Genomic DNA, 26,301 nt, shown 5'->3' with positions numbered 1-26,301 from the left:
TCGGGCCTAGAGGTACTTGGTGATTTGTTTGAAGGCTTCCAGGGGCGCGCGCTCGCCTTTATTCAGCGACGAAACGGTGTCCTCCAGGCAGTGATCGATGTGATCCTGGATCAACGTGCGCTTGGCCTGGCACACCGCTTTTTCCACCGCATGCAACTGCTGAGCGATATCCACGCACTCACGACCCTCTTCGATCATCGTGATAATGCTGCGCAAATGACCGTCCGCCCGCTTGAGGCGCTTGATGATCGCCGCATGGCTTTGGTGGGGATGTTCGTGGTCGTGCGCACTCATGACTTGAGCCTTGGGTTTCGGTGAATTAACGCCGCCATCCTATCCCCCCAGGGAGGATACAAGCAAACCCATCGAAACGCTGATTAACCTGTGGGAGCGGGCTTGCTCGCGAAGGCGTCGGCACGGCCAGCATCCTGCAAACTGACACACCGCTTTCGCGAGCAAGCCCGCTCCCACAAATCGCTGCCTGCAAAGGATGGTGAGTCAGGCAGGAGACCTTATGAGATCACCCACTTCCCTTACGACGCCAAAACCTGCGCCTGCAATCGCCGCCCAATCACATCCAGCAAATCACACCCGTCGCGCAGGGGAATCGCTAGCACTTGGGCAAAACCATGGAGTACCACCGCGTCCGTACTGATGTCGGAACGCATGGCGAGGTTTTCCAGCAACTGGGTGACAGCGGCGATGCGGTAAGCGGCGGTGTCGTGCAGCACGTCCAGCGGTGCTTCTGTGTCGATCAAGAGCGCGTGAAAGTTGTTTTCGATACCGGTGATGGGCATGTAACGGGACATGAGGGGTTACTCCTGCGGGGATGGGAGGTCAGTGCTGGGCTAAAGATAGGGATGCCACGGATGAAGGACCGAATCCGAGGTCGGAATTCGTAGGTTGAGCAGGAGGTGGTAGTTGATGTAATGGAACACAGATTGGATGAGGTTGAGATAATGCGTGCCTTGCGGACACAGTTTTAAAGCAATAGCTGTACCTTTTTTCATTGGGTGATCTCAGGATTAATTGAAAAAATCCCAGGCATTAGGGCTTCCACACCCTGCCGCTGAATTTGCAGCGACGGAGAAAACTTAGCGCACGGGGTGATTCGGTGAATAGTCAGCGGGGAGCGACACAGCTTGAGGGAAATTTCCGATGGGGGCGTCCGGCGATGGATTAGGCTGCGCAACTATGGGCGGCAAGGACAAATCTCGAAACGAATGAGCGCTCAACGCCTTTCGTCCAGGTCGCAACATAGGCCATGCCTGCGGGATGGGCTATAATCCGCCCACCAGCGCGATTTGAGGTCCAGCCCATGGGCAATGTCAGCCTTGAAACCAAAAAAGCCTATGCCGCCAGGACGCGCAGATCCAACTACGCGGCTAGCCTCCGTCTGGAAGGTTTCAAAACGACCTTCGCGGACGGCGAACGCAAAATGCCAACGCGTGAAGAGGTCTTGAAGGCCTTCACCCAGACCAGAACTAATGCCTGACAAATATGGAGTCGGCGAGGACGCTTATTGCTATCCCGGCTCCACGGTCCTTCGCAACAAACTCGACATCCGTGACGAACTGACCCTAAGCGCAGCCGAACAACAGCTCTCGGCCATCGCGGCGGACAACGTCGAATTCAGCCCTCCTCCCTACAGCCTGGCTGATCTGCAGAACATTCATCGAATTCTCTTTTCGGACCTCTTCGAGTGGGCTGGGGAGCTGCGCACCGTTGGCATGTCCAAACAAGCCACCCGCTTCTGCCAACCCGAGTACATGGAAAAGGAAGCCAATAAAATATTCGCCAACATGGCGGCGGCAAACTGGTTCGAGGGGATGAGCCGGGCTGACCTGATCGTCGCCGTTGCAGAAGCCTATTCCGATATCAACGTCGTACACCCCTTCCGCGAAGGCAATGGCCGTGCGCAACGCATCCTGTTTGAACACCTCATCATGAATGCCGGATTTGAAATCAGCTGGTGGGGAATTGAGAAAGATGAGTGGATCTGCGCAAATATCGCGGCTTACAACTGCGTCCCTGGACCGATGGAGCTGGTATTCGAAAAGTGTATCGGACAGCCGATTCGGCCTTGACCAGCCGACTGTACTCACCCTCACCGCCTTACGATTTACTCCGCCAAGTGATACAGTTGCCGCCAATTAACATCTGCTGAAGCACTGAACATGTACAAGACAAAGTCATTCCCACTCAACAAAGAAGGTCGAGACTTTGTAGTGGGCGACATTCACGGGCACTTCAAGCTTCTAACGTCAGCCTTAAACAAACTAAACTTCAATACTGATCTGGATCGTATTTTTTCCGTGGGCGATCTCATCGACCGGGGCCCCGATTCCGAAGACGTGTTGAACTGGCTTAAGGAGCCGTGGTTCCATGCGGTGCGCGGCAATCATGAGCAGATGCTTATTGACTGTATCTCCGGCCACGGAGATATCCCCCGGCATATCCGAAACGGCGGCGCTTGGCTCTATACACTACAACCCGCCACCCAGCATGAACTTTTAAAGTCCTTGCAAGAACTCCCACTAATCATTGAAGTCAATTTGGCAAGCGATCGAACAATTGGCATTGTGCATGCCGAAGCGCCTATCAGCAGACATCACGATGGCTGGCAGGAAGCAAAGGACGCAATAACTGGAAAACTCGGGGAACAAAATCAGCAGTTGGCCCTGAAAACAGCGCTGTATGCCAGAGAAAAAATCGAGCGACAAGACCACACTCCAATAAAAGGAATAAACCAGCTCTACGTTGGCCACTCAACAGTGTCGAGCGTCACACGTCTGGGCAACGTCATATATACCGACACCGGCTGTTCATTTTCCGATGGGGCGTTAAGCCTCGTAGAGATCAAAACCGAAACCATCACCGACATCAGCATGACACAATGAGTTAAGGGATCAGTCGTACTCGCTCCCAGACTACCCGCATGCCTAGCCGTTTACATACGGGCTCGTTGTTCAGCCGCACTGACAACGATGTGCCCCTGCGCAAACTCCATTGTTCGATCCACTCGCGAGATCCCCTCGAGAATGCCCGCCCCTTGCTTGCTCTCCCTTGCGATAGAGACCAGATAAGCGTGCGGGGGCACGGATATTTAGAACCTCTTCCAGTGATGATGCGCGCTTCAACGTGGTGCGTTCAAATATTCGGCGACTATCGCTGCAGTGGCCTTCCTGCTTGGCGAAGGACAAATTCAAATGTAAAAAAGCCCGCACATGGCGGGCTATGATGGTTGAACCTAGCTCAGCTTATTGGCCTGGACCGTAATCAGCTCTCGCTCGGGAGCAATGAGCTTCTTTTTCAGCCAGCGACGCAGGTCCAGATGTTTGTCTTCAAGAAGCCATGCGCAAGCAGCCGCAAACAGCACACACAGGAAGATTGACAGCCACGCATTGGCCATTTGGGACACATTCATATACTTGCTGATCAACACGCGAATCGGCTCATGCGTTAGGTACATTGCATAAGAGACATATGCACCTTTCGCCACTACCCACCTGACTGACGAGACGACGGGAAGATTCGTGCTCGCTAACACTACAAACATCAATACCACACCGACTAGAATCATAAGCTGCAAATCATACATATTTATCTGACTCGCTAGCGAAAGCTTCTGAAACCGCCACAACATTCCAACTACAACGGCGGCAAGCGGTACAAGAATTTGCTTCCAGTTAGTCTGCGGTGCATAAACATAAATCGCAGCACAGGCGGCCCCAAGAAACCACTCCCATGCAACAGACTCCCATACCGTAAAATACCCCACAACGAGGACCGCAGGTCCAGCAAGGGCAATTGCAAAGACTCTTTCAGTCAAGGACATCGACCGCCAAAAAAAAGCAATGCCGAAAAATACATACAACCACCATTCAATGGCTATCGTCCAAAGAACACTGTTACCACCGTAAACCTTTATCGGCGGCACGCCTTCAATCATCCGAGCAAACGGAGTATGCTGAAGCTGCAGAAGGTGCCCGACCAAGTCCCAAGTTGCTGGAGGTACACGACCTAACACCATTATAAAAACAACATATGAAATAATCAGCGCCGGAATATACAGAACATAAATCCTGCTGAAGCGATCGATCATATATTCACTAAAACTATATTTGACCTTATTCAAACATTGATAAGCGATCAGAAACCCTGATAGCCAGAAAAAAACAACAACGGCCAGACTCTGAAAGGGAACTACCTTTCCAAACCAACTTACCGGAACCACTCCTACAAGGGTATGACCTACCAAGACTGAGAAGGCAGCCAACGCTCGTATGAGGTTGAGCATGGTCGATTGCCCGATGGTCAAGCTCTTAATCACAACACGTGTCCCTACTTAAGTTACGTCCTGACGCATGGATTATTTTTACCCCGTTCAGAGGCATGACGGCCATAGACTTACGGAAGCATTGTAAGTATTAGCTTACAAATTATCTACATTAGTTTTGGGGAGGTAGCCGCTAGTTTTTTCCAACGACGCCCCACCACAAGGACAGGCTAAAACGTGGGGATCTCGGGCCCGGCCATTTCCAGGCGAACCTCGGTAGCACTGTGATTAAACGCAGCCAAGCGCGCCTTGCCAGGCACGGCTGGATCATCCCCTGATCGTTACAGCTTTTCGGTTTGCGCGCTCGCTGCCAACAGATTCCGCCAGCTCCGTTTCGCGGCGTTAGATCCGGACCCGGATGACCTGCTTGCGGTGGAAGGGCTAGATTTACTAATAAACTGTCCTCCCGTCCCGATTAATCCGTATCTGCGCTTTGTAGGCCGTCAAGTTGACTTGGCACTTACGCGATGTGATCGTGCCCAGTTGCTACATTGCCGATCTCGCTTGCTAAATTAAAGAAAGGGGCCCGTTTTATTAAATCCCCTATCAAGAAGGCAATAAGAGTAAGAGTCGAGCGATTTTAGTCGTTGGACCGGCCTGCTCCAAACCACACTCCCCCCGCAGAAATGTACCCTTTGACGACAGCATCGGCGAAACTCTTCGTGTCTGCGCAGGAGGGGAACAACTCACGTCGAGATACACCTAGCGACGGTCTAAGGATTAAAGCGAGCGTTCAACGGTATAAGATGCCTGACAAACCTCCCCCATCGAGACAGCCTTGTCCGGTATAACGCTAAATCGGCCTGAAGAGCTATCAAACTCCCTCGCCGATCTGGCCAAGACCACCGGTCAAAGTGCGAACTACCTGACGCGAGACGTTCTTCGCGACTACATCGAACACGAAAAAGCTCTGACCACGCAGATCGAACTTGCCGTAAAGGAAGCTGATCAAGGCAAATTTGTTACCGGTGACCAAGTGGCAGCTATGCGTGCTCGGCGCTGGAGTACACGGTGATCGCCTCCAAATACTCGGCGTATTTCACACTCGACAACGCCCCCGTACCAAATGGTGAAGTCGGCGCAATATTGCTCTCCCAACACCTCCTGCCCTTCCCTGATAAACTGTGCCACTCGCCTCGCTGACCCAGATTCCCAATGCCCCTACAAACTGCCCCGCTGTCCCGCCGCTTCTCCGTTGCCCCGATGATGGATTGGACCGACGCCCACTGCCGGTTCTTCCTACGCATCCTCTCCAAACACGCCCTGCTCTACACCGAAATGGTCACCACCGGCGCGTTACTCAACGGCGACCACGAACGTTTCCTGCGCCACCACGAGTCCGAACACCCCCTGGCCCTGCAACTGGGCGGCAGTGTTCCCGCCGACCTGGCCGCGTGCGCCCGGATGGCCCAGGAGCACGGCTACGACGAGGTGAACCTCAACGTCGGCTGCCCCAGCGACCGGGTGCAGAACAACATGATTGGTGCCTGCCTGATGGGGCATCCGGTGTTGGTGGCCGATTGTGTGAAGGCCATGCGTGATGCCGTGTCGATTCCGGTGACGGTTAAGCATCGGATCGGGATCAATGGGCGGGACAGTTACGAGCAGTTGTGTGAGTTCGTCGGGACGGTGCGTGACGCCGGGTGCACGAGTTTTACCGTGCATGCGCGGATTGCGATTCTGGAGGGGTTGTCGCCGAAGGAGAATCGAGACATCCCGCCGCTGCGGTATGACGTGGCCGCGCGGTTGAAGGCGGACTTTCCGGAGTTGGAGATTGTGCTCAACGGCGGAATCAAGACGCTGGAGGCGTGCCATGAGCATTTGCAGACCTTCGATGGCGTAATGTTGGGTCGCGAGGCGTATCACAACCCGTATCTGCTGGCCGAGGTGGACCAACAGCTGTTTGGCAGCACCGCACCGATCATCAGCCGGGCCGAGGCATTGGCACAGTTGCGGCCGTATATCGCCAATCATCTGGCCGCTGGTGGCGCGATGCATCACATCACTCGTCACGTGCTCGGGCTGGGCACCGGTTTTCCGGGAGCAAGGCGGTTTCGGCAGTTATTGTCGGTGGATATTCACAAAACCAAGGATCCGTTGGCGTTGCTGGATCAGGCGGGGCAGTTGCTGGAAGGGCGCTGACCGTCACTTGCTTTGAACCTGCGGCCTGTTTTGGAATCGTATCTACCGATACCCGCCCCGACCTTTCAAACAGCCGTTTTCAGGTTGTTGCCACCGGGGCCATTTGATACCTCTTCACGCCCTTGAGTGGCTGCCGGCCCTCGGGTAATGTCAACAGACCCATAGGACAGAGCACGCTCATGACTTCCAAGCTGGAACAACTCAAACAATTCACTACCGTAGTGGCCGATACCGGCGACTTCGAAGCCATCGCCCGCGTTAAACCCGTGGATGCCACCACCAACCCTTCCTTGCTGCTCAAGGCTTCGGCCATCCACGGCTATGCCGAGCTGCTGAACGCCTGCGTCGCGGACTGCAAGGGTGACGTAGGCCTGGCCAGCGACCGTTTCGGCGTGGCGGTTGGGCAAGAAATCCTGAAGGTGATTCCAGGGCGTATTTCCACTGAAGTGGATGCGCGCCTGTCGTTCGATACCGAAGCCATGTTGAAGCGTGCGCATCGTCTGATCGATCTGTATGAAAAAGCCGGCGTTGGCCGTGATCGCGTGCTGATCAAGATCGCTTCCACCTGGGAAGGCATTCGCGCCGCCGAGAAGCTGGAGCGTGAAGGCATCCAGTGCAACCTGACCCTGCTGTTTTCCTTCGCCCAGGCTGCGGCCTGTGCCGATGCCGGGGTGTTCCTGATTTCGCCGTTCGTGGGCCGGATCTACGACTGGTACAAGAAAGCCAATGGCAACGACTACACCGGTGCCGATGACCCGGGCGTGCAGTCGGTGACGCGCATCTACAATTACTACAAGGCCAATGACTATAAGACCGTGGTCATGGGTGCGAGCTTCCGCAACCTCAACCAGATCGAACAACTGGCCGGCTGCGACCGCTTGACCGTCAGCCCGGAACTGCTGGAAAAACTGGCCGCCGATGAAGGCAAGCTTGAGCGCAAGCTTGCGCCAGGCCAAGCCGGGGAAGCGCGCTTGATTCTCAACGAAGCGCAGTTCCGCTGGTTGTCCAACGAGGACGCCATGGCGACTGAGAAACTGGCCGAAGGCATTCGTCAGTTTGCCCGGGACCAGGAGAAGCTGGAAGCGTTGCTGCAAGCCAAGCTTTGAGCTGATTCAGGGATGTGAAAAGGGCGAACCTTGGTGGGTTCGCCCTTTTTTATGCGGTTTGGCTTAAGCGATGTGGCGGCTCGACAAACGCTATCGCGAGCAAGCTCGCTCCCACAGGGGGATGTCGGTTGGGCTCGATTAAGAGAACGCCACAAGACCTGTGGGAGCGAGCTTGCTCGCGATGAGGCCGGCGCAGCCTACATAAAGCCCAAGGCTCAAGGCCGCTCCAGCGCATTCACCAAGTCATGAAACGCTTCACGATTGGAGTCATTCAACCCCATGAGGATCTTGTGGGCTTCAAGCACCTTGATCCGCACTTCTTCTTCAGACTGGTCCTGGTCAGGCAGGTCGTCCAGGCATTCAGGGCATGGCACGGGATCGCCGACGATGTTGAACACCTGATCGAAGCCCATGGACTGCAGCAGACGGGTGATGTCGTTGTGGGTGGTGACGACGGTCGGCAGCAGGCCGACCTTTTGCCGCGACAGGATCGACAGCTTGGCCAGCAGGCCAAGGGTGGTGCTGTCGATGCTGCGGGTTTCGGTCAGGTCAATCACGATGGCGCTGAAGTTCAGCGCGGTGAAGATCCGCTCAATAGTCGCATCCAGCGCCGAACATAGAGTCAGGCGCACTTCACCGACAAACTTCAGGACAAAGGTGCCGTCCTGCTCGGCGAACTGGATTCTACCAGTACTCATCAAAGATTCCTGCTCAACACTAACAGGGCGATATCATCCGGCATCTCCCCGAGCGTGGCTAATCCAAACACTTGACGCAAGCCTTCCAGGCTGCCGCCCGCTGCACTCACCCGTTCAGGCAAGGCCGCTTCTTTCTCTTTGAGTGTAGGTTCTGTCAAAAGGTCCAAAATGCCATCAGACATTAACGTCAAGCTGAATGTCGGCGGCAATTCCAGCACGTGGTCTTCGTAGGTGGCCTCGTTGAACAGGCCGACCGGCAAACCACGCCCTTCCAGATAACGAACACTGTCTGGCGTGTACAAAACAGGCAACGGCAGGTGACCGCCGATGCTATAGGTCAACAAACCCGTCTCCTCGTCGATGACTCCACCGACCATTGTGACGTGTTTGCCCAGCTTACAACTGATCAGGCCTCGGTTGATATGCCCAAGGACTTCTGATGGCTTGAACTCGGGCAATGTGCCGTTGCGCTTGGATTCGAACAACAGGCGCGTGGTCATGAACTTCAACAGCACCGTGACGAATGCCGACGAAGCCCCGTGACCGGAAACATCCGCCAGATAGAACGCCACTCGCCGCTCATCGACCCGGAAGTAGTCCACAAAGTCTCCCGACAGGTACAACGACGGGATGATCTGGTGGGCAAAACGGAAATCGTCGACGGCCCAAGGGCTGACCGGCAGCATGTTCATCTGCACCTGGCGCCCGGCGTTCTGGTCTTCCTGCAACAGGTTCAGGCTGGCTTCCAGTTCGCGGTTGGCGGTTTCCAGCTTTTCGCGGTACCGCTGGTTTTCCACCAGCAGGCGCGAACGGTCCAGGGCCCGACGTACCGAGTGCTCGAGCACAGCCAGGTCTTCAAGGGGCTTGATCAGGTAATCCGCCGCGCCCAGGCGCAACGCCTCGACCGCGTCGTTCATCACGCCCGCGCCCGAAACCACGATCACCGGGGTCTGCGAGGAAAGCTCGGTGACCTGGCGAATGAGTTCGAGTCCGCCCATCTGCGGCATGCGCAGGTCGCAGATGACCAGGTCGGGCTTGTCTTGCTCGAATACCTGAAGACCCTGTTGGCCATTGCTGGCCTGCAGGACGCTGAAACCACTGTCTTCCAAGTAGGCCGCGAGACTGGCTCGCACCACTTCGTCATCATCGATTATCAGCAGCGTGGCACTGGTTTTTGGCATGTGGGCAAACGGCGCCAGAATTAGGTTGGCGTAGCGGGCTGGGCACTTGGGCCTGGCGCGCACTACTGGATTCGCTTTCTAGCCTCTCTGTCGTACCTGCTTCCGGCCTTTGCCCTACACACAGTTACATCAGAGGTGCCCTTCTAAGGCGCAGACGGTACTCCCATCCGCGGGGCGTTTCAAGCTCAGGCAGATAGCCGCTTGCCGTCTTTATTTGTCAAAGTACAGAGAGTTATAAGAACCGAGCGGAGCGTAACTCAATGGAAGGATCAAACCCGCTCAAACACGGCGCCAAAGCACGGAAGGCGGCCTTTTAGGCCGCCTTCCTGATTTACCGGACGAAATCAGAAATCGTCTTCGACCTGGCCATCCTTGACCTTGAATTCGCGGTTTTGCAGGAACGCGTTGCGCAGGAACACATACTTGTCGCCGCTCACCATTTTCTCGGCCGACAACAGGCTGGCGCGGGTGTCTACGATGTTCAGGCCCCTGATAGAGTTACGCACCGAAACGTTATCGATGTAACGATACGGAGCGGTGTAGTCATCGACCAGCTTGGCTGGCGCGTCACGCACGGTGCTTGGCCCCAACAGCGGCAGCATCACATAGGGACCGCTGCCCACCCCCCAGTAGCCCAGGGTCTGGCCAAAATCTTCATCGCTGCGCTGCAGGCCCATCTGAGTGCCCACGTCGAAGAAGCCCAACAGACCGAAGGTGGTGTTGAAGATCAGCCGTGCAGTATCAGTCCCGGCAGCGGCCGGCTTGGCCTGCAACAAGTTGTTGGCCAGGTTGCCCACGTCACCGATGTTGCGGAACATGTTATGGATGCCGTCTTCGAGGAATTGCGGCGTCACATACTGATAACCCTGGGCCAACGGCTTGAGCGCATAGGTATCGACCGTGTCGTTGAAGGTGAAGATCGGACGGTTGATGCTTTCCCAAGGATCTTCTTCCGTGGCGGCCTGGGCAGCGAACGGAACCAGCAGGACGCTGGCAGACAAACACAGCTGAGCTAGACAATGGCTCCAGCGCATAAGGGGAAACTCCTTGGATTAATCAGGCAAGGGCGCCGAGCCCAGGCGGTAAGGCGGCTAGTATAAGACGGAACGCGTAGATAGGCAGCACTGAAAAACGCGCAAACCGTAGGACGTTTCCACCACCCGACGCCTTCATGTCACTGTCACTGGACTGTCATTGATGCACGTTAGGCTGCAGGGTATTTCAAGGACGTTCCCATGCCCCGCGCCGAAGCCCTGCCCCTCCCCGCTCCCAGCCTGACCGCTGTATTGTTTGGCCTGAGCGGATGCCTGGTGGATTTCGGGGGACGCATTCGTCAGCCAGGGGCAGCGCCGGCCGAGCATGCGCAACCGACACCTGGCGCCCTTGAGAGCCTGCACCACTTACAGCGACAGGAAATTCCCTGCGCCTGGCTCGATGAATTGCCACCTGCTGTCAGTCATGCCCTGGCGGCCTCGTTACCGACCTGGATCAAACCGCCGCAACTTCCAGCAACAAATAATCCGTGGCCGGCACCGCATGCCTGCTGGCAAGCCTTGATGACGCTGAACGTCCAGCAATTGGACGGCTGCGTGTTGGTCAGTGGCGAACCCAGGCTGTTGCAATCGGGGCTCAACGCCGGTTTGTGGACCATCGGGCTGGCGTCCTGCGGCTCGCTGTGTGGCCTGACGCCGGATGAATGGCTGGCGCTAAGCAAACAGGATCGGGAAACCAAGCGCGCCAAGGCCACCGTGCAATTGTTCGGCCTGGGGGTGCATTCGGTGATCGATCACCTGGGCGAACTCGACACCTGCCTGGCCGATATCAGCCTGCGCCGACTCAAAGGCGAGAAGCCATGACCGGGATCATGCAGGGTGCGTGAGGGTGGATTACTCTTAAGGCAAGCCATGGACTTTTGACGAACCGTCGCGGTCCATGGCTGTGCCTATCAATAAAGGGAGTACGCCAATGCCTGCCCGCGAATTGCAAGAACAGCTCAATAAACTGCGCGAGCAATTGGAACAGAATCCACCACTTTCCGAAGTCGAGCGCGACGACCTGCACGCGCTGATGCAACAGATCGAACTTGAGCTTGAGCTGGAAACCAAAACACCGGACACCAACCTCGCCGACAATGTGAACCTGGCCGTCGAACGCTTCGAACTGGAACACCCGACCCTTGCCGGGACGTTACGCAATATCGTGCAAGCCTTGGGCAATATGGGGATCTGAACCCGCTAAAAGCCAAAAGCCCTGCTGTCGATAGCGGGGCTTTTTAATTTCACGAGCTGAAATGCAACCCATTGTGGGAGCGGGCTTGCTCGCGATAGCGGCTTGTCAGCCAACATCAATGTTGAATGTGCCGCCCTCATCGCGAGCAAGCTCGCTCCCACAGGGGTTATTCATTGGCGGACCAAACGGTGGTTCGGCAGCTGGACGTCTTCGGTACTGCGATACGGGTTGATGTCCAACCCGCCACGGCGCACATACCGAGCATACACCGTCAACTTCTCCGGCTTGAGCAAGCGCTGCAAGTCGAGAAAGATCCGCTCCACGCATTGTTCATGGAAATCCGAATGCTGGCGGAAGCTGACGATGTAGGCCAACAGGCTCGCGTGATCGAGGGCTGCACCGCGATATTGCACCGCCACGCTGCCCCAGTCCGGCTGGCTGGTCACCGGGCAGTTGGACTTGAGCAAATGGCTGTGCAGGCTTTCCTCGACGATGCGCGAATCATCGCAACTTAGTAGTTCCGGGCGCGGGTGCTCGTAGGAGTCGACGCTGATGTCCAAATCGTCGATGCACATGCCGGGCAGCGCCACGATGCCTTCACACTCCACGTCCTTGAGACTGCGAACGCGCACGCCCACCGGTTTACCGGCAGCGGCGGACAAGTCCTGGCGCAGGGTCGCTTCCAGGCTCTCGGTATCGGCGAACGGCGTCTGGTTCAAGGAATTGAGGTAAAGCTTGAAGGATTTGGACTCGATGATGTTCGGCGAATCCGCAGGTATCGAGAATTCGCCGATAGCCACCACCGGCTTGCCGGACGGCAACAGCCACGACAGTTCGAAGCAATTCCAGAAATCCACGCCTTTGTACGGCAGGGTCTCGGCCGTCAGGCCCAGCTCCGCCCATTTTGCGGTACGCGGGATCGGGAACAGCAGTGACGGCGTGTACGTGGCGATGTATTCGCTGGACTTGCCCAGCGGCGAATGTTCGGCTGCGGGATGCATGACGGAAACCTGACTGAAGAATCAGCCGATTCTATCAGCCTTTGCCGCAGCCTTTGAGTGCTTACTGACTGACTGTCAGCTCGCCCTTCATCCCGGCCTGGTAATGGCCGGGAACATTACAGGCAAATTCCAGGCGCGTAGCCTTGTTGAACGTCCAGGTCAGCTCGGCGGTTTTGCCCGGCTCCACCAGCACACTGTTAGGGTCGTCGTGGCCCATGCCCGCCTGGCCGTGCCCCATGGAGGCATGGTCCATGCCTTGCTTCATCGCAGTCGGCGTCAGCTGTCCGCTCTGTTGCATCTTGAGCATTTCCTGCTGATGCTGGGCATGCATCGCGACATTGCCCAGGTTGAACTCGTGGAGCAACCGGCCTTTGTTGATGAGCACAAAACGAACGGTTTCCCCTGCCTTGATATCAAGCGCGCCGGGATCGAACGTCATATCCCCCATCACCACATCAATGCTGCGACTGGCCTTGGCCGCCGGCGCAGGCTGGCCGAAATCAAAATGGCCGGGTGACGCCCAGGATGGCGCGCTGAAAACCAGTGCGCAGGCGGCCAGGATCAAGCGTTTTCCCATCAACATGTCCATACTCCAATCAGATTCAGCTTGTGGGAAACTCTATCCTGGCCCGCCTGCCAGACGGCTGACGGTTCGATTACAACTTTGTCAGGTTGCGCCACGGCACTGACTGCCACGGTATAACGCCCTTGTTCCAACCATGCCTTGAGTTGCCCATGAAACTGCTGATTGTCGAAGACCAAACGAAAACCGGCCAATACCTGCGCCAGGGCCTGGGCGAAGCCGGGTTCAATGCCGACCTGGTGGCCGACGGCATCACCGGTCAGCAACTGGCCTTGAGCGGCGAATACGCCTTGCTGATCCTCGACGTGATGCTACCCGGCCGCGATGGCTGGCAGATTCTGCAAGCCGTGCGCGGGGCCGGGCTGGATACGCCGGTACTGTTCCTCACGGCGCGGGATGCGGTAGAGGATCGGGTGCACGGCCTGGAGTTGGGCGCCGATGATTACCTGGTCAAACCCTTCGCTTTTTCCGAACTGCTGGCACGGGTGCGCAGCCTGTTGCGCCGGGGCAGCTCGACGCCTCAGGAAACCAGCCTGCAACTGGCCGACTTGCGCCTGGACCTGATCCGCCGACGCGTCGAACGCAGCGGCCGACGCATCGACCTCACTGCCAAGGAATTCGCCTTGCTGGAAATGCTCCTGCGGCGCCAGGGCGAAGTCCTGCCCAAATCCCTGATCGCGTCCCAGGTCTGGGACATGAATTTCGACAGCGACACCAACGTGATCGAAGTCGCGATACGGCGCCTGCGAATCAAGATTGACGATGACTTCCCCAGCAAGCTGATCCACACCGTGCGGGGCATGGGGTATGTGCTTGAAGAGCGCAGCCTGTGAGGGGCCAGTGGTCACTGAGCAGCCGGCTGGCGCTGCTGTTCGCTGCCTGCACCGCCGTAGTGTCGCTGTTTGCCGGGGTGTTGTTCAGCCGTGGCAGCGAGGCGCATTTCATCGAGCTGGACCAGCAACTGCTGGAAGGCAAACTGATCGGACTGCGCCGCGCCCTGCAGGACCTCAATGCCGAGCAGGCCCAGAGTCGCCTGGCAGATGAACTGAGCCGTCAGGCCGACCTGGCGCTGCGCATCAAGGACAGCGATGGGGTGCGCTGGTACGACAGCTCGATCCGGATTCCGGCGCAATTGCCCGAGCGCCCGGGGCTGTCGACCCTCAGCGATGGCGACAGCGATTACCGTGTACTGAACGCACCGTTGTATCCCGAACAACCCAATTCGCCACAACTGACGCTGCTGCTGGACATCACCCATCATCAGCACTTCCTGCAACGCATGCAGCGCCTGATCTGGCTGACCGTCGGCCTCTCGGCCCTGGCCACCGCCCTGCTCGGTGCCTGGGCCGCCCGACGCGCCTTGCGACCGTTGCGACGCATGGGTGCCATCGCCGGCAGTGTCTCGGCCCGCTCCCTCAACGCCCGACTACCAGAAGAGCAAATGCCCGCGGAACTCGCGGAATTGTCCCACAGCATCAACGCCATGCTCGGACGCCTCGACGATGCCTTTCAGCGTCTCTCAGCGTTTTCTGCCGACATCGCCCATGAGCTGCGCACGCCGCTGTCAAACCTGCTGACCCACACCCAGGTCACCCTCACCCGCGAGCGTTCTCTGGAGGATTACCGCGAAGCGCTGCACAGTAATCTCGAGGAACTGCAATGGATGGCGCAGTTGGTCAACGACATGCTGTACCTGGCCAAGGCCGACCACGGCCTACTGGCACCCAACCGCGAGCCGCTGGAACTGGCGGAGGAAGTGGACCTGCTGCTGGAATTTTTCGCGCCGCTGGCCGAAGACGCCGATGTCCGCTTGAGCCGCGAGGGCAAAGGCCACATCGAGGGTGATCGCAGCATGTTGCGCAGGGCGCTGTCCAACCTGCTGGACAACGCCCTGCGCTTCACCCCCGGTGGCGGTGAAGTGCGGGTGCGAATTGTCGATGAGGCTCACATGGTGAGCGTAAGCGTGGAAAACAGTGGCAAGGGTATTTCAGCGGACTTGCTGCCGCGCCTGTTCGACCGTTTCTACCGCGCCGACCCGGCTCGCCAGGAAGGCAGCAGCGAGCACGCAGGGCTCGGGCTGGCGATTACCCGCTCGATCATCCGCGCTCATGGCGGGCAGATTCGATGTGAATCGGCCGATGGCTGGACGCGGTTTGTGATTGAGTTGCCGAAGGGGGATTAAGGCCGACACAAGCTCCCTCGCCACAGGGGCAATCGCCACTTGCCCGTGGGCTTGCAGTGGCTCAGCAAACCCATTTTGTAGTTTCTCAGGAATAGCGCAACGCCTGCGCCGGTTCGATCTTCGCCGCGCGCCAAGCCGGGTAAACCGTGGCGAGGAAACTCAGGATGAACCCGGCGGAGCAGATCAACACCACATCGCCGCGCTGAAGCTCCGATGGCAGGTTGCTGACGAAATACACATCGGAACTGAAGATGTGCTGGCCGCTGACCCGCTCCAACCAGCCCACCAGGGCACTGACGTTCAACGCCGCAATCACCCCCAGCACGCCGCCAATCAGTGTGCCGACGATGCCGATCACCGTGCCCTGGACCATGAAGATCGCCATGATCTGCCGCGGTGTCGCGCCGATGGTGCGCAGGATCGCGATGTCCGCGCCCTTGTCATTCACCACCATGATCAGGGTGGCGATGATGTTGAACGCCGCCACCGCGACGATCATCAGCAACAGCAAACCAATCATGGTTTTTTCCATTTTCATGGCACTGAACAGGCTGCCCTGGGTGTGGGTCCAGTCGTCGGCCTTGTACTTCGCGCCAAGCCCCGTGGCGATGTCGCCAGAGACTTGCGGCGCGGCGTACAGATCTTTCACCGCCAGGCGCACACTCTGCACCTGATTCGGCTGCCAGTGCTGCATCTGCGCGGCGTCGGCCAGGTGGATCAAGGCCATGGAGCCATCCAGCTCGGCGCCGACCTTGAACACACCCACCACGTTCAGCCGCTGCATGCGCGGGGTAATGCCGCCCGGCGCGGTGCTGATTTCCGGCACGATCAGGGTCAGTTTGTCGCCGACGTTGAGGCGAAAGCGCCGGGCGGTGATTTCGCCGATCACCACGCCGAATTCACCCGGCTTCAGCGCATCGAGACGCCCCTGGACGATATGCTGGGCGACGATGGACACCTTGCCTTCCTGGGCCGGATCGATACCACTGATCTGAATCGGCTGCATCGAACCTTTATGGCTGAGCATGCCCTCCATTTCGGTGAACGGTACGGCGGCGACCACTTCCGGATTTCTCAGCGCTGCGGCGGCCACCGGTTGCCAGTCGTCGATCGGATTGACGCCGACGATGGTGGCGTGGGGCACCATGCCGAGGATGCGCGAACTCATTTCGCGCTGGAAGCCGTTCATCACCGACAGCACCACGATCATCGCCAGCACACCCAGGGCGAGGCCGATCATCGAAGTCATGGAGATGAACGAAACAAAGCGATTGCGGCGCTTGGCGCGGGTATAGCGCGTGCCGATAAAAATCGATAACGGTCTGAACATTCGCGGGGCACCGTATAAAAATAAGAGACCCGGCGTGTGTAGCAAACACCGGGTTTCGGTCGGTCAGATGGGCGTCAGGCAACCTTCCTGCAAGTGCAGGACGCGGTCCATCTGCCGGGCCAGGTTCATGTCGTGGGTCACCACCAGGAACGCGGTGCGCATCGAGGTGCTGAGTTCCAGCATCAGGTCCTGGATGCCTTGGGCGGTGTGAGAGTCGAGGTTGCCGGTCGGCTCATCGAGCATCACCAGGCCAGGCTTGTTGACCAGGGCCCGGGCAATCGCCACGCGCTGGCGCTCACCACCGGACAGTTCGGCCGGCTTATGCTCCAGGCGATGGCCCAGCCCTACCCGCTCCAGCAATGCCGTGGCGCGCTGACGCGCTTCAGGAATCGCGGTGCGGCCGATCAACAGCGGCATGCAGACGTTTTCCAGGGCGGTGAACTCAGGCAACAAATGGTGGAACTGGTAAACGAAGCCCAGGGAACGGTTGCGCAGCAGGCCACGGGCCTTCTCGTTCAGCGCCGAAAGTTCTTCGCCCGCCAGCCAGACACTGCCGGCGGTCGGCGTATCGAGGCCGCCCAGCAGGTTGAGCAAGGTACTCTTGCCCGACCCGGAGGTGCCGACAATCGCCACGCGCTCGCCCGGATGCAGCTCCAGTTGCAGGCCCGACAACACCACCACCGACTCCGGGCCTTCCTCGTAGGATTTGCCCAGGTTACGGCAGCTCAAAATCGCTTTTTCACTCATGCCCGACTCACTCATAACGTAACGCCTCCGCAGGCTGGGTGCGCGCGGCACGCCAGGCTGGATACAGGGTGGCGAGGAAACTCAGGACCAACGCGGCGCCGCAGACCATCAACACGTCATCTGCCTGCAATTGCGATGGCAGGTAGTCGATGAAATACACGTCGGCGTTGAGAAACTTGTGCCCGATCAGGCCTTCGAGGGCCGCGATGGCGGCGCTGACGTTCAGCGCGGCGAACATCCCGACCAGGGCGCCGACGAATGTGCCGATCACCCCAATGACCGTGCCCTGGACCATGAAGATCCGCATGATCTGCCCCGGCGTAGCGCCAAGGGTGCGCAGGATGGCGATGTCGCCTTTCTTATCGTTCACCACCATCACCAGGGTGGAAATAATGTTGAACGCGGCAACGGCGACGATCAGCAGCAATAGCAGGCCGATCATGGCTTTTTCCATGCGGATCGCCTGGTACAGGTTGCCGTGGGTGCGGGTCCAGTCGCGAGCGTAGTAGCGGTCTTCGCCGAGCTGCTGGGCGATGGTCCAGGCGACGCGCGGCGCCTGGAACAGATCGTCGAACTTCAGCCGCAGGCCCTGGACCTGATCCGGTTTCCAGCGATGCAGTCGCGCCAGGTCCTGGAGATTGGTGACGCCCAGGTAACCGTCCAGCTCACCGGCGCCGACATGGAAAATGCCGACCACGGTAAAGCGTTTCATGCGCGGGAACATGCCGCCCGGCGTCACGGTGACTTCCGGTGCGACGAAGGTCAGCTTGTCGCCGATGGCGGCGCCGAGCTTGGCTGCGGCCTTGTCGCCGATGACGATGCCGAAACTGCCCGGCTCCAGGTCGTCGAGTTTTCCCTGCTGCATGAAGTTGTCGATGATCGACACCTGCCGCTCAAGCCCGGGATCGATACCATTGAGCAAGACCTTGGAGACCTTGCCATTGTTGGTCAGCAGCCCCTGCATCTGAGTGAAAGGCGCAACGGCCAACACCTGCGGGTTCTGCTTGACCTTGGCGGCCAGGCTCGGCCAATCGCTGATAGCCTCGCCGGATTCGAGGGTCGCGTGGGGCACCATGCCCAGCACGCGGGTGCGCATTTCATGATCGAAGCCGTTCATCACCGACAGCACGACGATCATCACGACCACGCCGAGGGCCAGCCCAATGATAGAAGTCAGGGAAATGAACGATACGAAATGATTGCGACGCTTTGCACGGGTATAACGCGTGCCGATAAATACGAAGAGAGGTCTGAACATGTCGGGGCTTGTTCGGAGGGAAAAGGAACGTCCTTGTGGCGGGGGTCACAAACCAGCTTTACACTCAGACCACCGCCGCTACCATGGGTTCGCCATGTCGACATTAGATGAAGAAGATCGCCGCGAATACTACCGTATCGAGGACACGATCGCACTGGAAATTCGGCCCCTCTCCATTCCTGAAGCTGCTGGCCAGGAAGTGTTGCAGGATGCTTCTCCACTGTTCAATCTGCTCAGTGAACTGCACCTGAGCGAATTTGAGTCCCAGCACCTGCTGCGCCAGATCAGCGAGCGCGAACGCAGCATCGCCGCGTACCTCAAGGCGATGAACAAACGCATCGATCTGCTCAGTCAGGTCATCGCCCTCACTGCGCTCGGCGAAATCGGCGAACCCAAACCGGTGATCATTTCCGAAGGCGGCATCGACCTCCAATACCCCACGCCCGTCGCCGTCGGTACGCATCTGTCAATCAAGCTGGTGCTGATGCCGCAGGCCCTCGGGTTGTTACTCCGGGCACGCGTCACGCATTGCGACCCCAAGGGCGACGGCTACGATGTGGGCACCGAATTCGAACACCCCACCGACGCCCAGCGTCAGCTACTGGCCCGCTATATCCTGCAGAAACAGGCGCAAGAACGTCGCCTGGCTCGGGAACTGAACGAATCAGGTATCAATAAGGAACAACCGTGACCCTCATTTATGGCCACCGCGGCGCCAAGGGCGAAGCGCCGGAAAATACCCTGACCGGTTTTCAGGAGTGTCTCAAGCACGGCGTGCGCCGTTGCGAGCTGGACCTGCATCTTTCGATGGACGGCGAGTTGATGGTGATCCATGACCCGACCCTCAAGCGCACCACTGATCGCCGGGGCAAGGTGGTCGAGCACACCGCCGCCGAACTGGTGACCTACGATGCGCGCAAGGGCGGCCCGGGCTGGATCAAGCCATGCCCGATTCCACGCCTGGAGGAGTTGTTCGAAAAGTGTGATTTCGAGCATTGGCAACTGGAGGTCAAGAGCGCCTCGCGCACCCGTGCCGCCGCCACCGTGCTGGGGATCCGCGAAATGGCCCAGCGTTTCGGGCTGCTGGACAAGATCACCATCACCTCCAGCTCCCGGGAAGTGCTCAAGGCGGCCCTGGACCTGACGCCGGACATTTCGCGCGGCCTGGTGGCCGAGTACGCCTGGCTCGACCCGTTGAAGGTCGCCCAGAGTTATGGCTGTGAAATCCTGGCGCTGAACTGGACGCTGTGCACGCCCGAACGCCTGGTCAAGGCCCAGCGTCAGGGGCTGCACGTGTCGGTGTGGACCGTCAACGAACCCGCGCTGATGCGTAGGCTCGCCGACTTTGGCGCTGACAGCCTGATTACAGACTTTCCCGGTTTGGCCACTGCCACGCTCGAGAATTGCTGAAATCGGTCTCCCCGGCCGGCTCAGGCCACCGGCCGGAGCCGCTCAAAAAAGCCGGTTGAGCCCGTCATAGGCCGCTACCCGATAGGCTTCAGCCATGGTCGGGTAGTTGAACGTGGTGTTGACGAAGTACTTCAGGGTGTTCAACTCGCCCGGCTGGTTCATGATCGCCTGGCCAATGTGAACGATCTCCGAAGCCTGGTAGCCGAAGCAGTGCACGCCCAGCACTTCCAGGGTCTCGCGGTGGAACAGGATCTTCAGCATGCCTTGCGGCTCACCGGCGATCTGCGCCCGCGCCATGCTCTTGAAGAAGGCCTTGCCCACTTCATAAGGTACCTTGGCTTGGGTCAGTTCCTGCTCGTTCTTGCCGATCGAGCTGATTTCCGGAATGGTGTAGATACCGGTCGGTACGTCGTTGACGAAGCGCCAGCTGCCGTTGTCGACGATGCTGCCGGCGGCCGAACGGCCCTGGTCGTGGGCGGCACTGGCCAGGCTCGGCCAGCCAATCACGTCACCGGCGCCGTAGATATTCGGCACGCAAGTACGGTAGTTCTCGTCGACTTCGATCTGGCCACGGCTGTTGACCTTCACGCCGATGTTTTCCAGGCCCAGGGTGTCGGTGTTACCGGTACGACCGTTGCACCAGAGCAAGGCGTCGGCCTTGATCTTCTTGCCGGACTTGAGGTGCAGGATCACGCCATTGTCCACACCTTCGACACGGTCGTAGTCCTCGTTGTGGCGCACGGTGATGTTGTTGTTGCTGAAGTGATAACTCAGGGCCTGGGAGATTTCCGAGTCCAGGAAGCTCAGCAACTGGCCGCGGTTATCCACCAACTCCACCAGAACACCCAGGCCGCTGAAGATCGAGGCGTATTCGCAACCGATCACCCCGGCGCCGTAGACGATGAGCTTACGCGGGGTGTGGCCCAGGCTCAGGATGGTGTCGCTATCGTAGATACGTGCGTGGTTGAAATCGATGTCGGCCGGGCGGTACGGGCGCGAGCCGGTGGCGATGATGATGTGCTTGGCCACCAGTTTTTCGACCACACCGTTGCCGCAGACTACTTCGACGGTCTGCTCATCGGCAAAGCTGCCGGTGCCAAAGAACACGTCAACGCGATTGCGGGCGTAGTAGCCAGTGCGCGAGGCGACCTGCTTGGAGATCACCTTCTCGGCGCTCTTGAGCACGTCCGGGAAGGAGAACCAGCGCGGCTCGCCGATGGCCCGGAACATCGGGTTGGTGTTGAACTGCATGATCTGCCGGACCGAGTGACGCAAGGCCTTGGACGGGATGGTGCCCAAGTGGGTGCAGTTACCGCCGACCTGCCGACGGCTGTCGACCATCGCCACCTTGCGCCCTGCCTTGGCAGCGTTCATTGCCGCGCCTTCACCCGCCGGGCCAGAACCCAGTACCACCACGTCGTAGTTGTAGACAGCCATGCGTACTCCTCAGAACAGGCCGTGGTGCCTCACTTGGCACCAACGGCTAAATCATGCCGGCCTGCGGCATGAAGGAACAATTTGGGGCCGGTTCACGAGCCCGGCCACAGTCTATAGAAGCGTCAACGCCGCGCACATTACCCCTTGGTCGCGTCGGAGGCTAGGGGGCGTTCTCAATTAGTTTCCCCACCGCGTTGTGCCTTAAAGCGGGCCAGGCAAGGCGCAGGCCGCTGGGAATGGTGTTCCCTTTCCAAGGCCTGCAACGCAGCATGGTCCGCTTTAAGGCGCAACCCGGAGGGCCGGGCCTGCTGTTGTGCAGGGCTGCGTTGCTCAAAGCTTATTTGGAATGACCAAACCACGCTTCTCGCGCCTTGCCCTGCACAACAGCAGACCCGGCGCGGTGGGGAAACTAATTGAGAACGCCCCCTTTGCCTGCGCTATTTCGCAACAGGTACGCTTTCGTAACGCTGTCATCATTGGCTTTTTCCGTTGCTCATCCGTTCAAACACATCGTTGGTACGGGTGACAAAACGATTACCGTCGCGCAGCACGAAAAATACCCCGACACCGTGTTCTTGGGCATAGTCCCAACCCCGTTCAGGCCCGAGAATCAACAACAGCGTCGACAGTCCATCGGCCATCAACGCCGAAGGATGAATCACCGTGACTGACGCCAAGCTGTGTAGGACCGGCGCACCGGTGCGCGCATCGAAGGCGTGGGAATAACGCACGCCGTCCTGCTCGAAATAACGACGGTAATCACCGGACGTCGAAACCCCGTAGCCATTGACCTCGATGACACGCTCGGCCACTTGCCGGTCGTCCCGTGGTTCCTCCAGGGCAATGCGCCAGGCCGAACCATCGGGTTTGCGCCCGACAGCCTTGAGCTCGCCGGTGGCTTCGGCCAGGTAGCTGTCGATGCCCAAGGCCTGGAGCCGGGCGGCGATCCGGTCGACGGCGTAGCCCGCGGCAATACTGTTGAAGTCGACCTCCACTGCGGCGTCCTTGCACAACCGGTCGCCGTCGATACGCAGATGACCATGCCCGACGCGCTGACGCACCAGGGCCAGAGCTTCTGCAGTCGGTACTTTCTCGGCTCGGGACTGGGGGCCGAAGCCCCACAGGTTCAGCAGCGGCTCCACCGTCAGGTCGAAAGAGCCGTCACTTTGTGAAGACAACTGCTCACCCATCCGGACCAACGCCAGGACCGGACCTGGCATGACCTGGCAGCCGTTGGCCGGCAACGCATTGAAACGTTCGACGTCCGAGTCGCTGCGATAAGTCGAGAATTGCCGATCCACTTCGGCAAGGATGTTTTCCACCTCGGCCTGCACCCCTTTCGGACCGGGCGTGGCGGAATGCCTGACGTATTGAATGGAGTAGTGACTGCCCATGGTCGGGCCGTCGAAGCGCTCCAGGGTGTCGTCGTTGCCACAGCCGGACAACACACTGACCAGCACCACAAGCCCAATCCATCGTCCAGTTAACAAATCTTCATCTCCCCTCAAAACCGCGCAAGCCATTATGGGCTTCAGTGCGTGCCTGCGCGAACCTGTGGGAGCAAAGCTTGCTCGCGACGAACGATGACGCGGTATAGCAGGTGAACCGTGTCGCCTGCATCGCGAGCAAGCTTTGCTCCCACGGGCTTTGGCCCCCAAGCCTTGCTCTCACAGGTGCAGCGCTTTCATACAAGATAGTCAGAGTGAGTACCTACAAATGCCTTCCACCACGAGCAACGGCAAGGCGATCTTTCGCGTTGTCAGCGGCAACTTCCTGGAGATGTTCGACTTCATGGTCTATGGCTTCTACGCCACGGCCATCGCCAAGACGTTCTTTCCGACCGACAGTGCTTTCGCCTCGCTGATGCTGTCCCTGGCCACGTTCGGCGCCGGGTTCCTGATGCGCCCCCTGGGGGCGATTTTCCTCGGCGCCTACATCGACCGTCACGGCCGTCGCAAAGGCTTGATCATCACCCTGGCGATGATGGCCATGGGCACCATCCTGATCGCCTGCGTGCCGGGCTACGCTGTCCTGGGCGTGGCGGCACCGCTGCTGGTGCTGCTGGGTCGCTTGCTGCAAGGCTTCTCCGCCGGTGTCGAACTGGGCGGTGTGTCGGTGTACCTGGCGGAAATCTCCACGCCGGGGCGCAAGGGCTTCTTTGTCAGTTGGCAATCGGCCAGCCAACAGGCCGCCGTGGTATTTGCCGGCCTGCTGGGGGTTGGCCTCAATCACTGGCTGAGCCCCCAAGAGATGGGCGATTGGGGCTGGCGCGTCCCGTTCCTGGTCGGCTGCCTGATCGTGCCAGCGATATTCGTGATCCGTCGCTCCTTGGAAGAAACGCCTGAATTCCAGGCGAGAAAACATCACCCTACCCTATCGGAAATCATCCGCTCCATCGGTCAGAACTTCGGCATCGTCTTGGCCGGCATGGCGCTGGTGGTCATGACCACGGTGTCGTTCTACCTGATCACCGCTTACACGCCGACCTTCGGCAAAGCCGAATTGAACCTGTCGGATCTGGACGCATTGCTGGTCACGGTGTGCATCGGCCTGTCGAACTTCTTCTGGTTGCCGGTGATGGGCGCGTTTTCCGACAAGATAGGACGCAAACCCCTGCTGCTTGGCGCGACTATCCTGGCGGTCCTGACGGCCTACCCGGCACTGTCCTGGCTGGTGGCAAACCCCAGCTTCAGTCATCTGCTGATCGTCGAACTGTGGCTGTCGTTCCTCTATGGATCGTACAACGGCGCCATGGTGGTGGCCTTGACGGAAATCATGCCGGTCGAGGTGCGTACCACCGGCTTCTCCCTGGCCTACAGCCTGGCGACAGCGACGTTTGGTGGGTTTACGCCTGCCGCCTGCACTTACCTGATTCATGTATTGGATAACAAGGCAGCGCCAGGGATCTGGCTCAGTGGCGCGGCGGTGTTGGGGTTGATTGCGACCTTGGTGTTGTTCAAGGGTAATCGGCATGAGCTGCGGACTGCACAAGCTTCAGTCGTCGGCGGCGCCTGACACATCCCTATCGCGAGCAAGCTCGCTCCCACAGTTGACCGCGCATACCCTGTGGGAGCGAGCTTGCTCGCGATGAGGCCAGCCCAGTCACCACAGAAACCCAGACAAAAAAACGCCCCGACAAGTCGGGGCGTTTTCATGTGCGGCTAAAGCTTAGCGCGGGAACGCTGGCGGGTTTACACCGGCCATGTCTTCCATCACACGAACCACCTGGCAGCTGTAACCGAATTCATTGTCGTACCAGACGTACAGGACAACGCGGTTGTCTTGGCTGATGGTGGCTTCAGCATCCACTACACCGGCGTGGCGCGAGCCAACGAAGTCGGTGGACACCACTTCCTGGGAATTGACGAAGTCGATCTGCTTATGCAGATCGGAGTGCAGCGCCATGTAGCGCAGGTAATCGTTCATCTCTTCACGGGTGGCAGCTTTCTCAAGGTTCAGGTTGAGAATGGCCATCGACACGTTCGGCGTCGGCACACGGATCGCATTGCCGGTCAGCTTGCCGGCCAGTTCAGGCAGGGCCTTGGCGGCGGCAGTGGCGGCACCGGTCTCGGTGATCACCATGTTCAGCGCGGCGCTGCGACCACGGCGATCGCCCTTGTGGAAGTTGTCGATCAGGTTCTGGTCGTTGGTGTACGAGTGAACAGTTTCAACGTGACCGTTGACGATGCCGAACTTGTCGTTCACAGCCTTGAGCACCGGCACGATGGCGTTGGTGGTGCAGGAGGCGGCGGAGACAATCTTGTCGTCAGCAGTGATTTCGCCGTGGTTGATGCCGTGAACGATGTTCTTCAGCTTGCCCTTGCCAGGCGCGGTCAGAACAACGCGATCGATGCCCGGGCAGGTCAGGTGCTGGCCCAGGCCGTCGGCATCACGCCATACACCGGTGTTATCCACCAGCAGCGCATCCTTGATACCGTACTGGGTGTAGTCCACCTCGGTCGGGTTCTTCGCGTAGATCACCTGGATCAGATTGCCGTTGGCGGTGATGGTGTTGTTTTCTTCGTCGATGGTGATGGTGCCGTTGAACGAACCATGGACCGAATCGCGACGCAGCAGGCTGGCACGCTTGGTCAGGTCATTCTCGGCGCCCTTGCGCACCACGATGGCGCGCAGGCGCAGGCCGTCGCCACCACCGGTTTTTTCGATCAGGATACGCGCCAGCAGACGACCGATACGACCGAAGCCGTACAGGACCACATCAGTACCTTTGCGAGCCGAAACGTTCTGCTGGCCAACCACATCCGCCATCTCTTCACGCACGAACTGCTCGGCGCTACGGCCATTGCCTTCGTTGCGGAATTTGAACGCCAACTTGCCCAGATCCACCGAAGCCGCGCCGAGCTTGAGCTCGCTCATGGCCTTGAGCAGAGGGAATGTTTCGTGGACGGAGAGTTCGCTGTCGTCGGAAGAGCGGTGGCGCGCAAAGCGGTGGGCTTTGAGGATCGCGATGACAGACTGGTTGATCAGGCTGCGGCCATAGATCGAGCTCACCACGTTGTTATTGCGGTAGAGCTGACCGATGAGAGGGATCATCGCTTCTGCGAGAGCTTCACGATCAATCCATTCACCAAGACACTGGTCGGGCTTCTGAGTCACGGTAACCTTCCACATGTAGGGGCTGAAAAAAGGGGCTACAT

General features: G+C 58.7%; 27 protein-coding genes. 13 read left to right on the top strand and 14 right to left on the bottom strand.

What is annotated here, in order from left to right:
- Positions 1-6: 6 nt before the first annotated feature.
- Together ACWNZ1_RS02740 and ACWNZ1_RS02735 are read right to left on the bottom strand one after the other, a co-directional pair.
- Positions 7-294 (bottom strand): metal-sensing transcriptional repressor, encoded by a 288-nt coding sequence (locus tag ACWNZ1_RS02740; RefSeq protein WP_018610008.1) that lies wholly within the window; start codon positions 292-294, stop codon positions 7-9.
- Positions 295-533: 239 nt separating this feature from the next.
- Positions 534-809, bottom strand: coding sequence for a hypothetical protein (locus ACWNZ1_RS02735; protein ID WP_456027328.1), 276 nt, complete (start codon positions 807-809; stop codon positions 534-536).
- 509 nt (positions 810-1,318) lie between these two features.
- Here ACWNZ1_RS02735 and ACWNZ1_RS02730 point away from each other — a divergent pair.
- The 3 genes from ACWNZ1_RS02730 (at position 1,319) to ACWNZ1_RS02720 (ending at position 2,900) form a co-directional block, all read left to right on the top strand.
- Positions 1,319-1,495, top strand: a complete 177-nt coding sequence (locus tag ACWNZ1_RS02730) for a YhfG family protein (protein WP_256452478.1) — start codon at positions 1,319-1,321, stop codon at positions 1,493-1,495.
- Positions 1,488-2,087: a putative adenosine monophosphate-protein transferase Fic gene (locus ACWNZ1_RS02725; protein WP_456027327.1), complete on the top strand. Its 600-nt coding sequence runs from the start codon at positions 1,488-1,490 to the stop codon at positions 2,085-2,087. Before ACWNZ1_RS02730 ends, ACWNZ1_RS02725 begins: the two co-directional genes overlap by 8 nt.
- A gap of 90 nt (positions 2,088-2,177) precedes the next feature.
- The gene (locus tag ACWNZ1_RS02720; RefSeq protein WP_256452476.1) at positions 2,178-2,900 is read left to right on the top strand and encodes a metallophosphoesterase; all 723 of its coding nucleotides are present in this window, start codon (positions 2,178-2,180) and stop codon (positions 2,898-2,900) included.
- Positions 2,901-3,250: 350 nt separating this feature from the next.
- Here ACWNZ1_RS02720 and ACWNZ1_RS02715 read toward each other — a convergent pair whose 3' ends face one another.
- Positions 3,251-4,333: an acyltransferase family protein gene (locus ACWNZ1_RS02715; protein WP_280944799.1), complete on the bottom strand. Its 1,083-nt coding sequence runs from the start codon at positions 4,331-4,333 to the stop codon at positions 3,251-3,253.
- Positions 4,334-5,117: 784 nt separating this feature from the next.
- Here ACWNZ1_RS02715 and ACWNZ1_RS02710 point away from each other — a divergent pair.
- The 3 genes from ACWNZ1_RS02710 (at position 5,118) to tal (ending at position 7,587) form a co-directional block, all read left to right on the top strand.
- Positions 5,118-5,354 (top strand): CopG family ribbon-helix-helix protein, encoded by a 237-nt coding sequence (locus tag ACWNZ1_RS02710; RefSeq protein WP_135844550.1) that lies wholly within the window; start codon positions 5,118-5,120, stop codon positions 5,352-5,354.
- 140 nt (positions 5,355-5,494) lie between these two features.
- Positions 5,495-6,481 (top strand): tRNA dihydrouridine(20/20a) synthase DusA, encoded by a 987-nt coding sequence (gene dusA / locus ACWNZ1_RS02705; RefSeq protein WP_135844549.1) that lies wholly within the window; start codon positions 5,495-5,497, stop codon positions 6,479-6,481.
- Positions 6,482-6,660: 179 nt separating this feature from the next.
- On the top strand, positions 6,661-7,587 hold the full coding sequence (tal, locus tag ACWNZ1_RS02700) for a transaldolase (RefSeq protein WP_280944798.1): 927 nt from the start codon (positions 6,661-6,663) through the stop codon (positions 7,585-7,587).
- Positions 7,588-7,802: 215 nt separating this feature from the next.
- On the opposite strand, the gene rssC is transcribed toward tal, so the two are convergent.
- The 3 genes from rssC to ACWNZ1_RS02685 all read right to left on the bottom strand — a co-directional run bounded on the left by rssC (position 7,803) and on the right by ACWNZ1_RS02685 (position 10,500).
- On the bottom strand, positions 7,803-8,285 hold the full coding sequence (gene rssC / locus ACWNZ1_RS02695; RefSeq protein WP_025212773.1) for an anti-sigma factor antagonist RssC: 483 nt from the start codon (positions 8,283-8,285) through the stop codon (positions 7,803-7,805).
- Complete coding sequence (rssB, locus tag ACWNZ1_RS02690; protein WP_003199694.1) at positions 8,285-9,466, bottom strand: two-component system response regulator RssB; 1,182 nt, start codon at positions 9,464-9,466, stop codon at positions 8,285-8,287. The genes rssC and rssB overlap by 1 nt, the downstream gene beginning before the upstream one ends.
- A 344-nt stretch (positions 9,467-9,810) precedes the next feature.
- The gene (locus ACWNZ1_RS02685; protein WP_135844547.1) at positions 9,811-10,500 is read right to left on the bottom strand and encodes an MlaA family lipoprotein; all 690 of its coding nucleotides are present in this window, start codon (positions 10,498-10,500) and stop codon (positions 9,811-9,813) included.
- Between the two features lie 201 nt (positions 10,501-10,701).
- On the opposite strand from ACWNZ1_RS02685, the gene ACWNZ1_RS02680 reads away from it, so the two are divergent.
- Together ACWNZ1_RS02680 and ACWNZ1_RS02675 are read left to right on the top strand one after the other, a co-directional pair.
- Entirely contained in the window at positions 10,702-11,322 is a 621-nt protein-coding gene (locus ACWNZ1_RS02680; protein ID WP_256452439.1) for an HAD family phosphatase, read from the top strand.
- Between the two features lie 109 nt (positions 11,323-11,431).
- Positions 11,432-11,695 carry a DUF4404 family protein gene (locus ACWNZ1_RS02675; protein ID WP_135844545.1) on the top strand — a complete coding sequence of 88 codons (264 nt, stop codon included), beginning with the start codon at positions 11,432-11,434 and terminating at the stop codon, positions 11,693-11,695.
- 170 nt (positions 11,696-11,865) lie between these two features.
- On the opposite strand, the gene queF is transcribed toward ACWNZ1_RS02675, so the two are convergent.
- On the bottom strand, positions 11,866-12,696 hold the full coding sequence (queF, locus tag ACWNZ1_RS02670) for an NADPH-dependent 7-cyano-7-deazaguanine reductase QueF (RefSeq protein WP_256452438.1): 831 nt from the start codon (positions 12,694-12,696) through the stop codon (positions 11,866-11,868).
- 61 nt (positions 12,697-12,757) lie between these two features.
- A complete protein-coding gene (gene copI / locus ACWNZ1_RS02665; protein ID WP_135844543.1) occupies positions 12,758-13,279 on the bottom strand; it encodes a copper-resistant cuproprotein CopI in 522 nt (173 codons plus the stop codon).
- A 152-nt stretch (positions 13,280-13,431) separates the two neighbouring features.
- Here copI and ACWNZ1_RS02660 point away from each other — a divergent pair, with 152 nt between their 5' ends.
- Positions 13,432-14,112 carry a heavy metal response regulator transcription factor gene (locus ACWNZ1_RS02660; RefSeq protein ID WP_135844542.1) on the top strand — a complete coding sequence of 227 codons (681 nt, stop codon included), beginning with the start codon at positions 13,432-13,434 and terminating at the stop codon, positions 14,110-14,112.
- Positions 14,109-15,461 (top strand): heavy metal sensor histidine kinase, encoded by a 1,353-nt coding sequence (locus ACWNZ1_RS02655; RefSeq protein WP_456027326.1) that lies wholly within the window; start codon positions 14,109-14,111, stop codon positions 15,459-15,461. The genes ACWNZ1_RS02660 and ACWNZ1_RS02655 overlap by 4 nt, the downstream gene beginning before the upstream one ends.
- Positions 15,462-15,546: 85 nt before the next feature.
- Here the strand turns inward: ACWNZ1_RS02655 and ACWNZ1_RS02650 are convergent, their stop codons facing one another.
- The 3 genes from ACWNZ1_RS02650 to ACWNZ1_RS02640 all read right to left on the bottom strand — a co-directional run bounded on the left by ACWNZ1_RS02650 (position 15,547) and on the right by ACWNZ1_RS02640 (position 18,796).
- Positions 15,547-16,791 (bottom strand): lipoprotein-releasing ABC transporter permease subunit, encoded by a 1,245-nt coding sequence (locus ACWNZ1_RS02650; RefSeq protein ID WP_256452436.1) that lies wholly within the window; start codon positions 16,789-16,791, stop codon positions 15,547-15,549.
- 63 nt (positions 16,792-16,854) lie between these two features.
- A complete protein-coding gene (gene lolD / locus ACWNZ1_RS02645; RefSeq protein ID WP_162843734.1) occupies positions 16,855-17,538 on the bottom strand; it encodes a lipoprotein-releasing ABC transporter ATP-binding protein LolD in 684 nt (227 codons plus the stop codon).
- Between the two features lie 7 nt (positions 17,539-17,545).
- Entirely contained in the window at positions 17,546-18,796 is a 1,251-nt protein-coding gene (locus ACWNZ1_RS02640) for a lipoprotein-releasing ABC transporter permease subunit (RefSeq protein ID WP_135844539.1), read from the bottom strand.
- Positions 18,797-18,890: 94 nt separating this feature from the next.
- On the opposite strand from ACWNZ1_RS02640, the gene ACWNZ1_RS02635 reads away from it, so the two are divergent.
- Together ACWNZ1_RS02635 and ACWNZ1_RS02630 are read left to right on the top strand one after the other, a co-directional pair.
- Positions 18,891-19,487 (top strand): PilZ domain-containing protein, encoded by a 597-nt coding sequence (locus ACWNZ1_RS02635; protein WP_456027325.1) that lies wholly within the window; start codon positions 18,891-18,893, stop codon positions 19,485-19,487.
- The gene (locus ACWNZ1_RS02630; RefSeq protein ID WP_018604880.1) at positions 19,484-20,206 is read left to right on the top strand and encodes a glycerophosphodiester phosphodiesterase; all 723 of its coding nucleotides are present in this window, start codon (positions 19,484-19,486) and stop codon (positions 20,204-20,206) included. Before ACWNZ1_RS02635 ends, ACWNZ1_RS02630 begins: the two co-directional genes overlap by 4 nt.
- A 42-nt stretch (positions 20,207-20,248) precedes the next feature.
- Here ACWNZ1_RS02630 and sthA read toward each other — a convergent pair whose 3' ends face one another.
- Both sthA and ACWNZ1_RS02620 read right to left on the bottom strand, forming a co-directional pair.
- Positions 20,249-21,643 (bottom strand): Si-specific NAD(P)(+) transhydrogenase, encoded by a 1,395-nt coding sequence (gene sthA / locus ACWNZ1_RS02625; protein ID WP_003183399.1) that lies wholly within the window; start codon positions 21,641-21,643, stop codon positions 20,249-20,251.
- Positions 21,644-22,116: 473 nt separating this feature from the next.
- On the bottom strand, positions 22,117-23,106 hold the full coding sequence (locus tag ACWNZ1_RS02620) for an FAD:protein FMN transferase (RefSeq protein WP_265072858.1): 990 nt from the start codon (positions 23,104-23,106) through the stop codon (positions 22,117-22,119).
- A 253-nt stretch (positions 23,107-23,359) separates the two neighbouring features.
- On the opposite strand from ACWNZ1_RS02620, the gene tcuC reads away from it, so the two are divergent.
- Positions 23,360-24,658, top strand: a complete 1,299-nt coding sequence (gene tcuC / locus ACWNZ1_RS02615; protein WP_135844536.1) for an MFS transporter — start codon at positions 23,360-23,362, stop codon at positions 24,656-24,658.
- Positions 24,659-24,811: 153 nt separating this feature from the next.
- Here the strand turns inward: tcuC and ACWNZ1_RS02610 are convergent, their stop codons facing one another.
- Positions 24,812-26,275: a glyceraldehyde-3-phosphate dehydrogenase gene (locus ACWNZ1_RS02610; protein ID WP_280944795.1), complete on the bottom strand. Its 1,464-nt coding sequence runs from the start codon at positions 26,273-26,275 to the stop codon at positions 24,812-24,814.
- Between the last annotated feature and the right edge of the window lie 26 nt (positions 26,276-26,301).

This window comes from Pseudomonas sp. CFBP 5748 (assembly GCF_053850495.1).
Note: the sequence above shows the minus strand (reverse complement) of the source record. Positions and strands in the feature narration are given on the sequence as shown.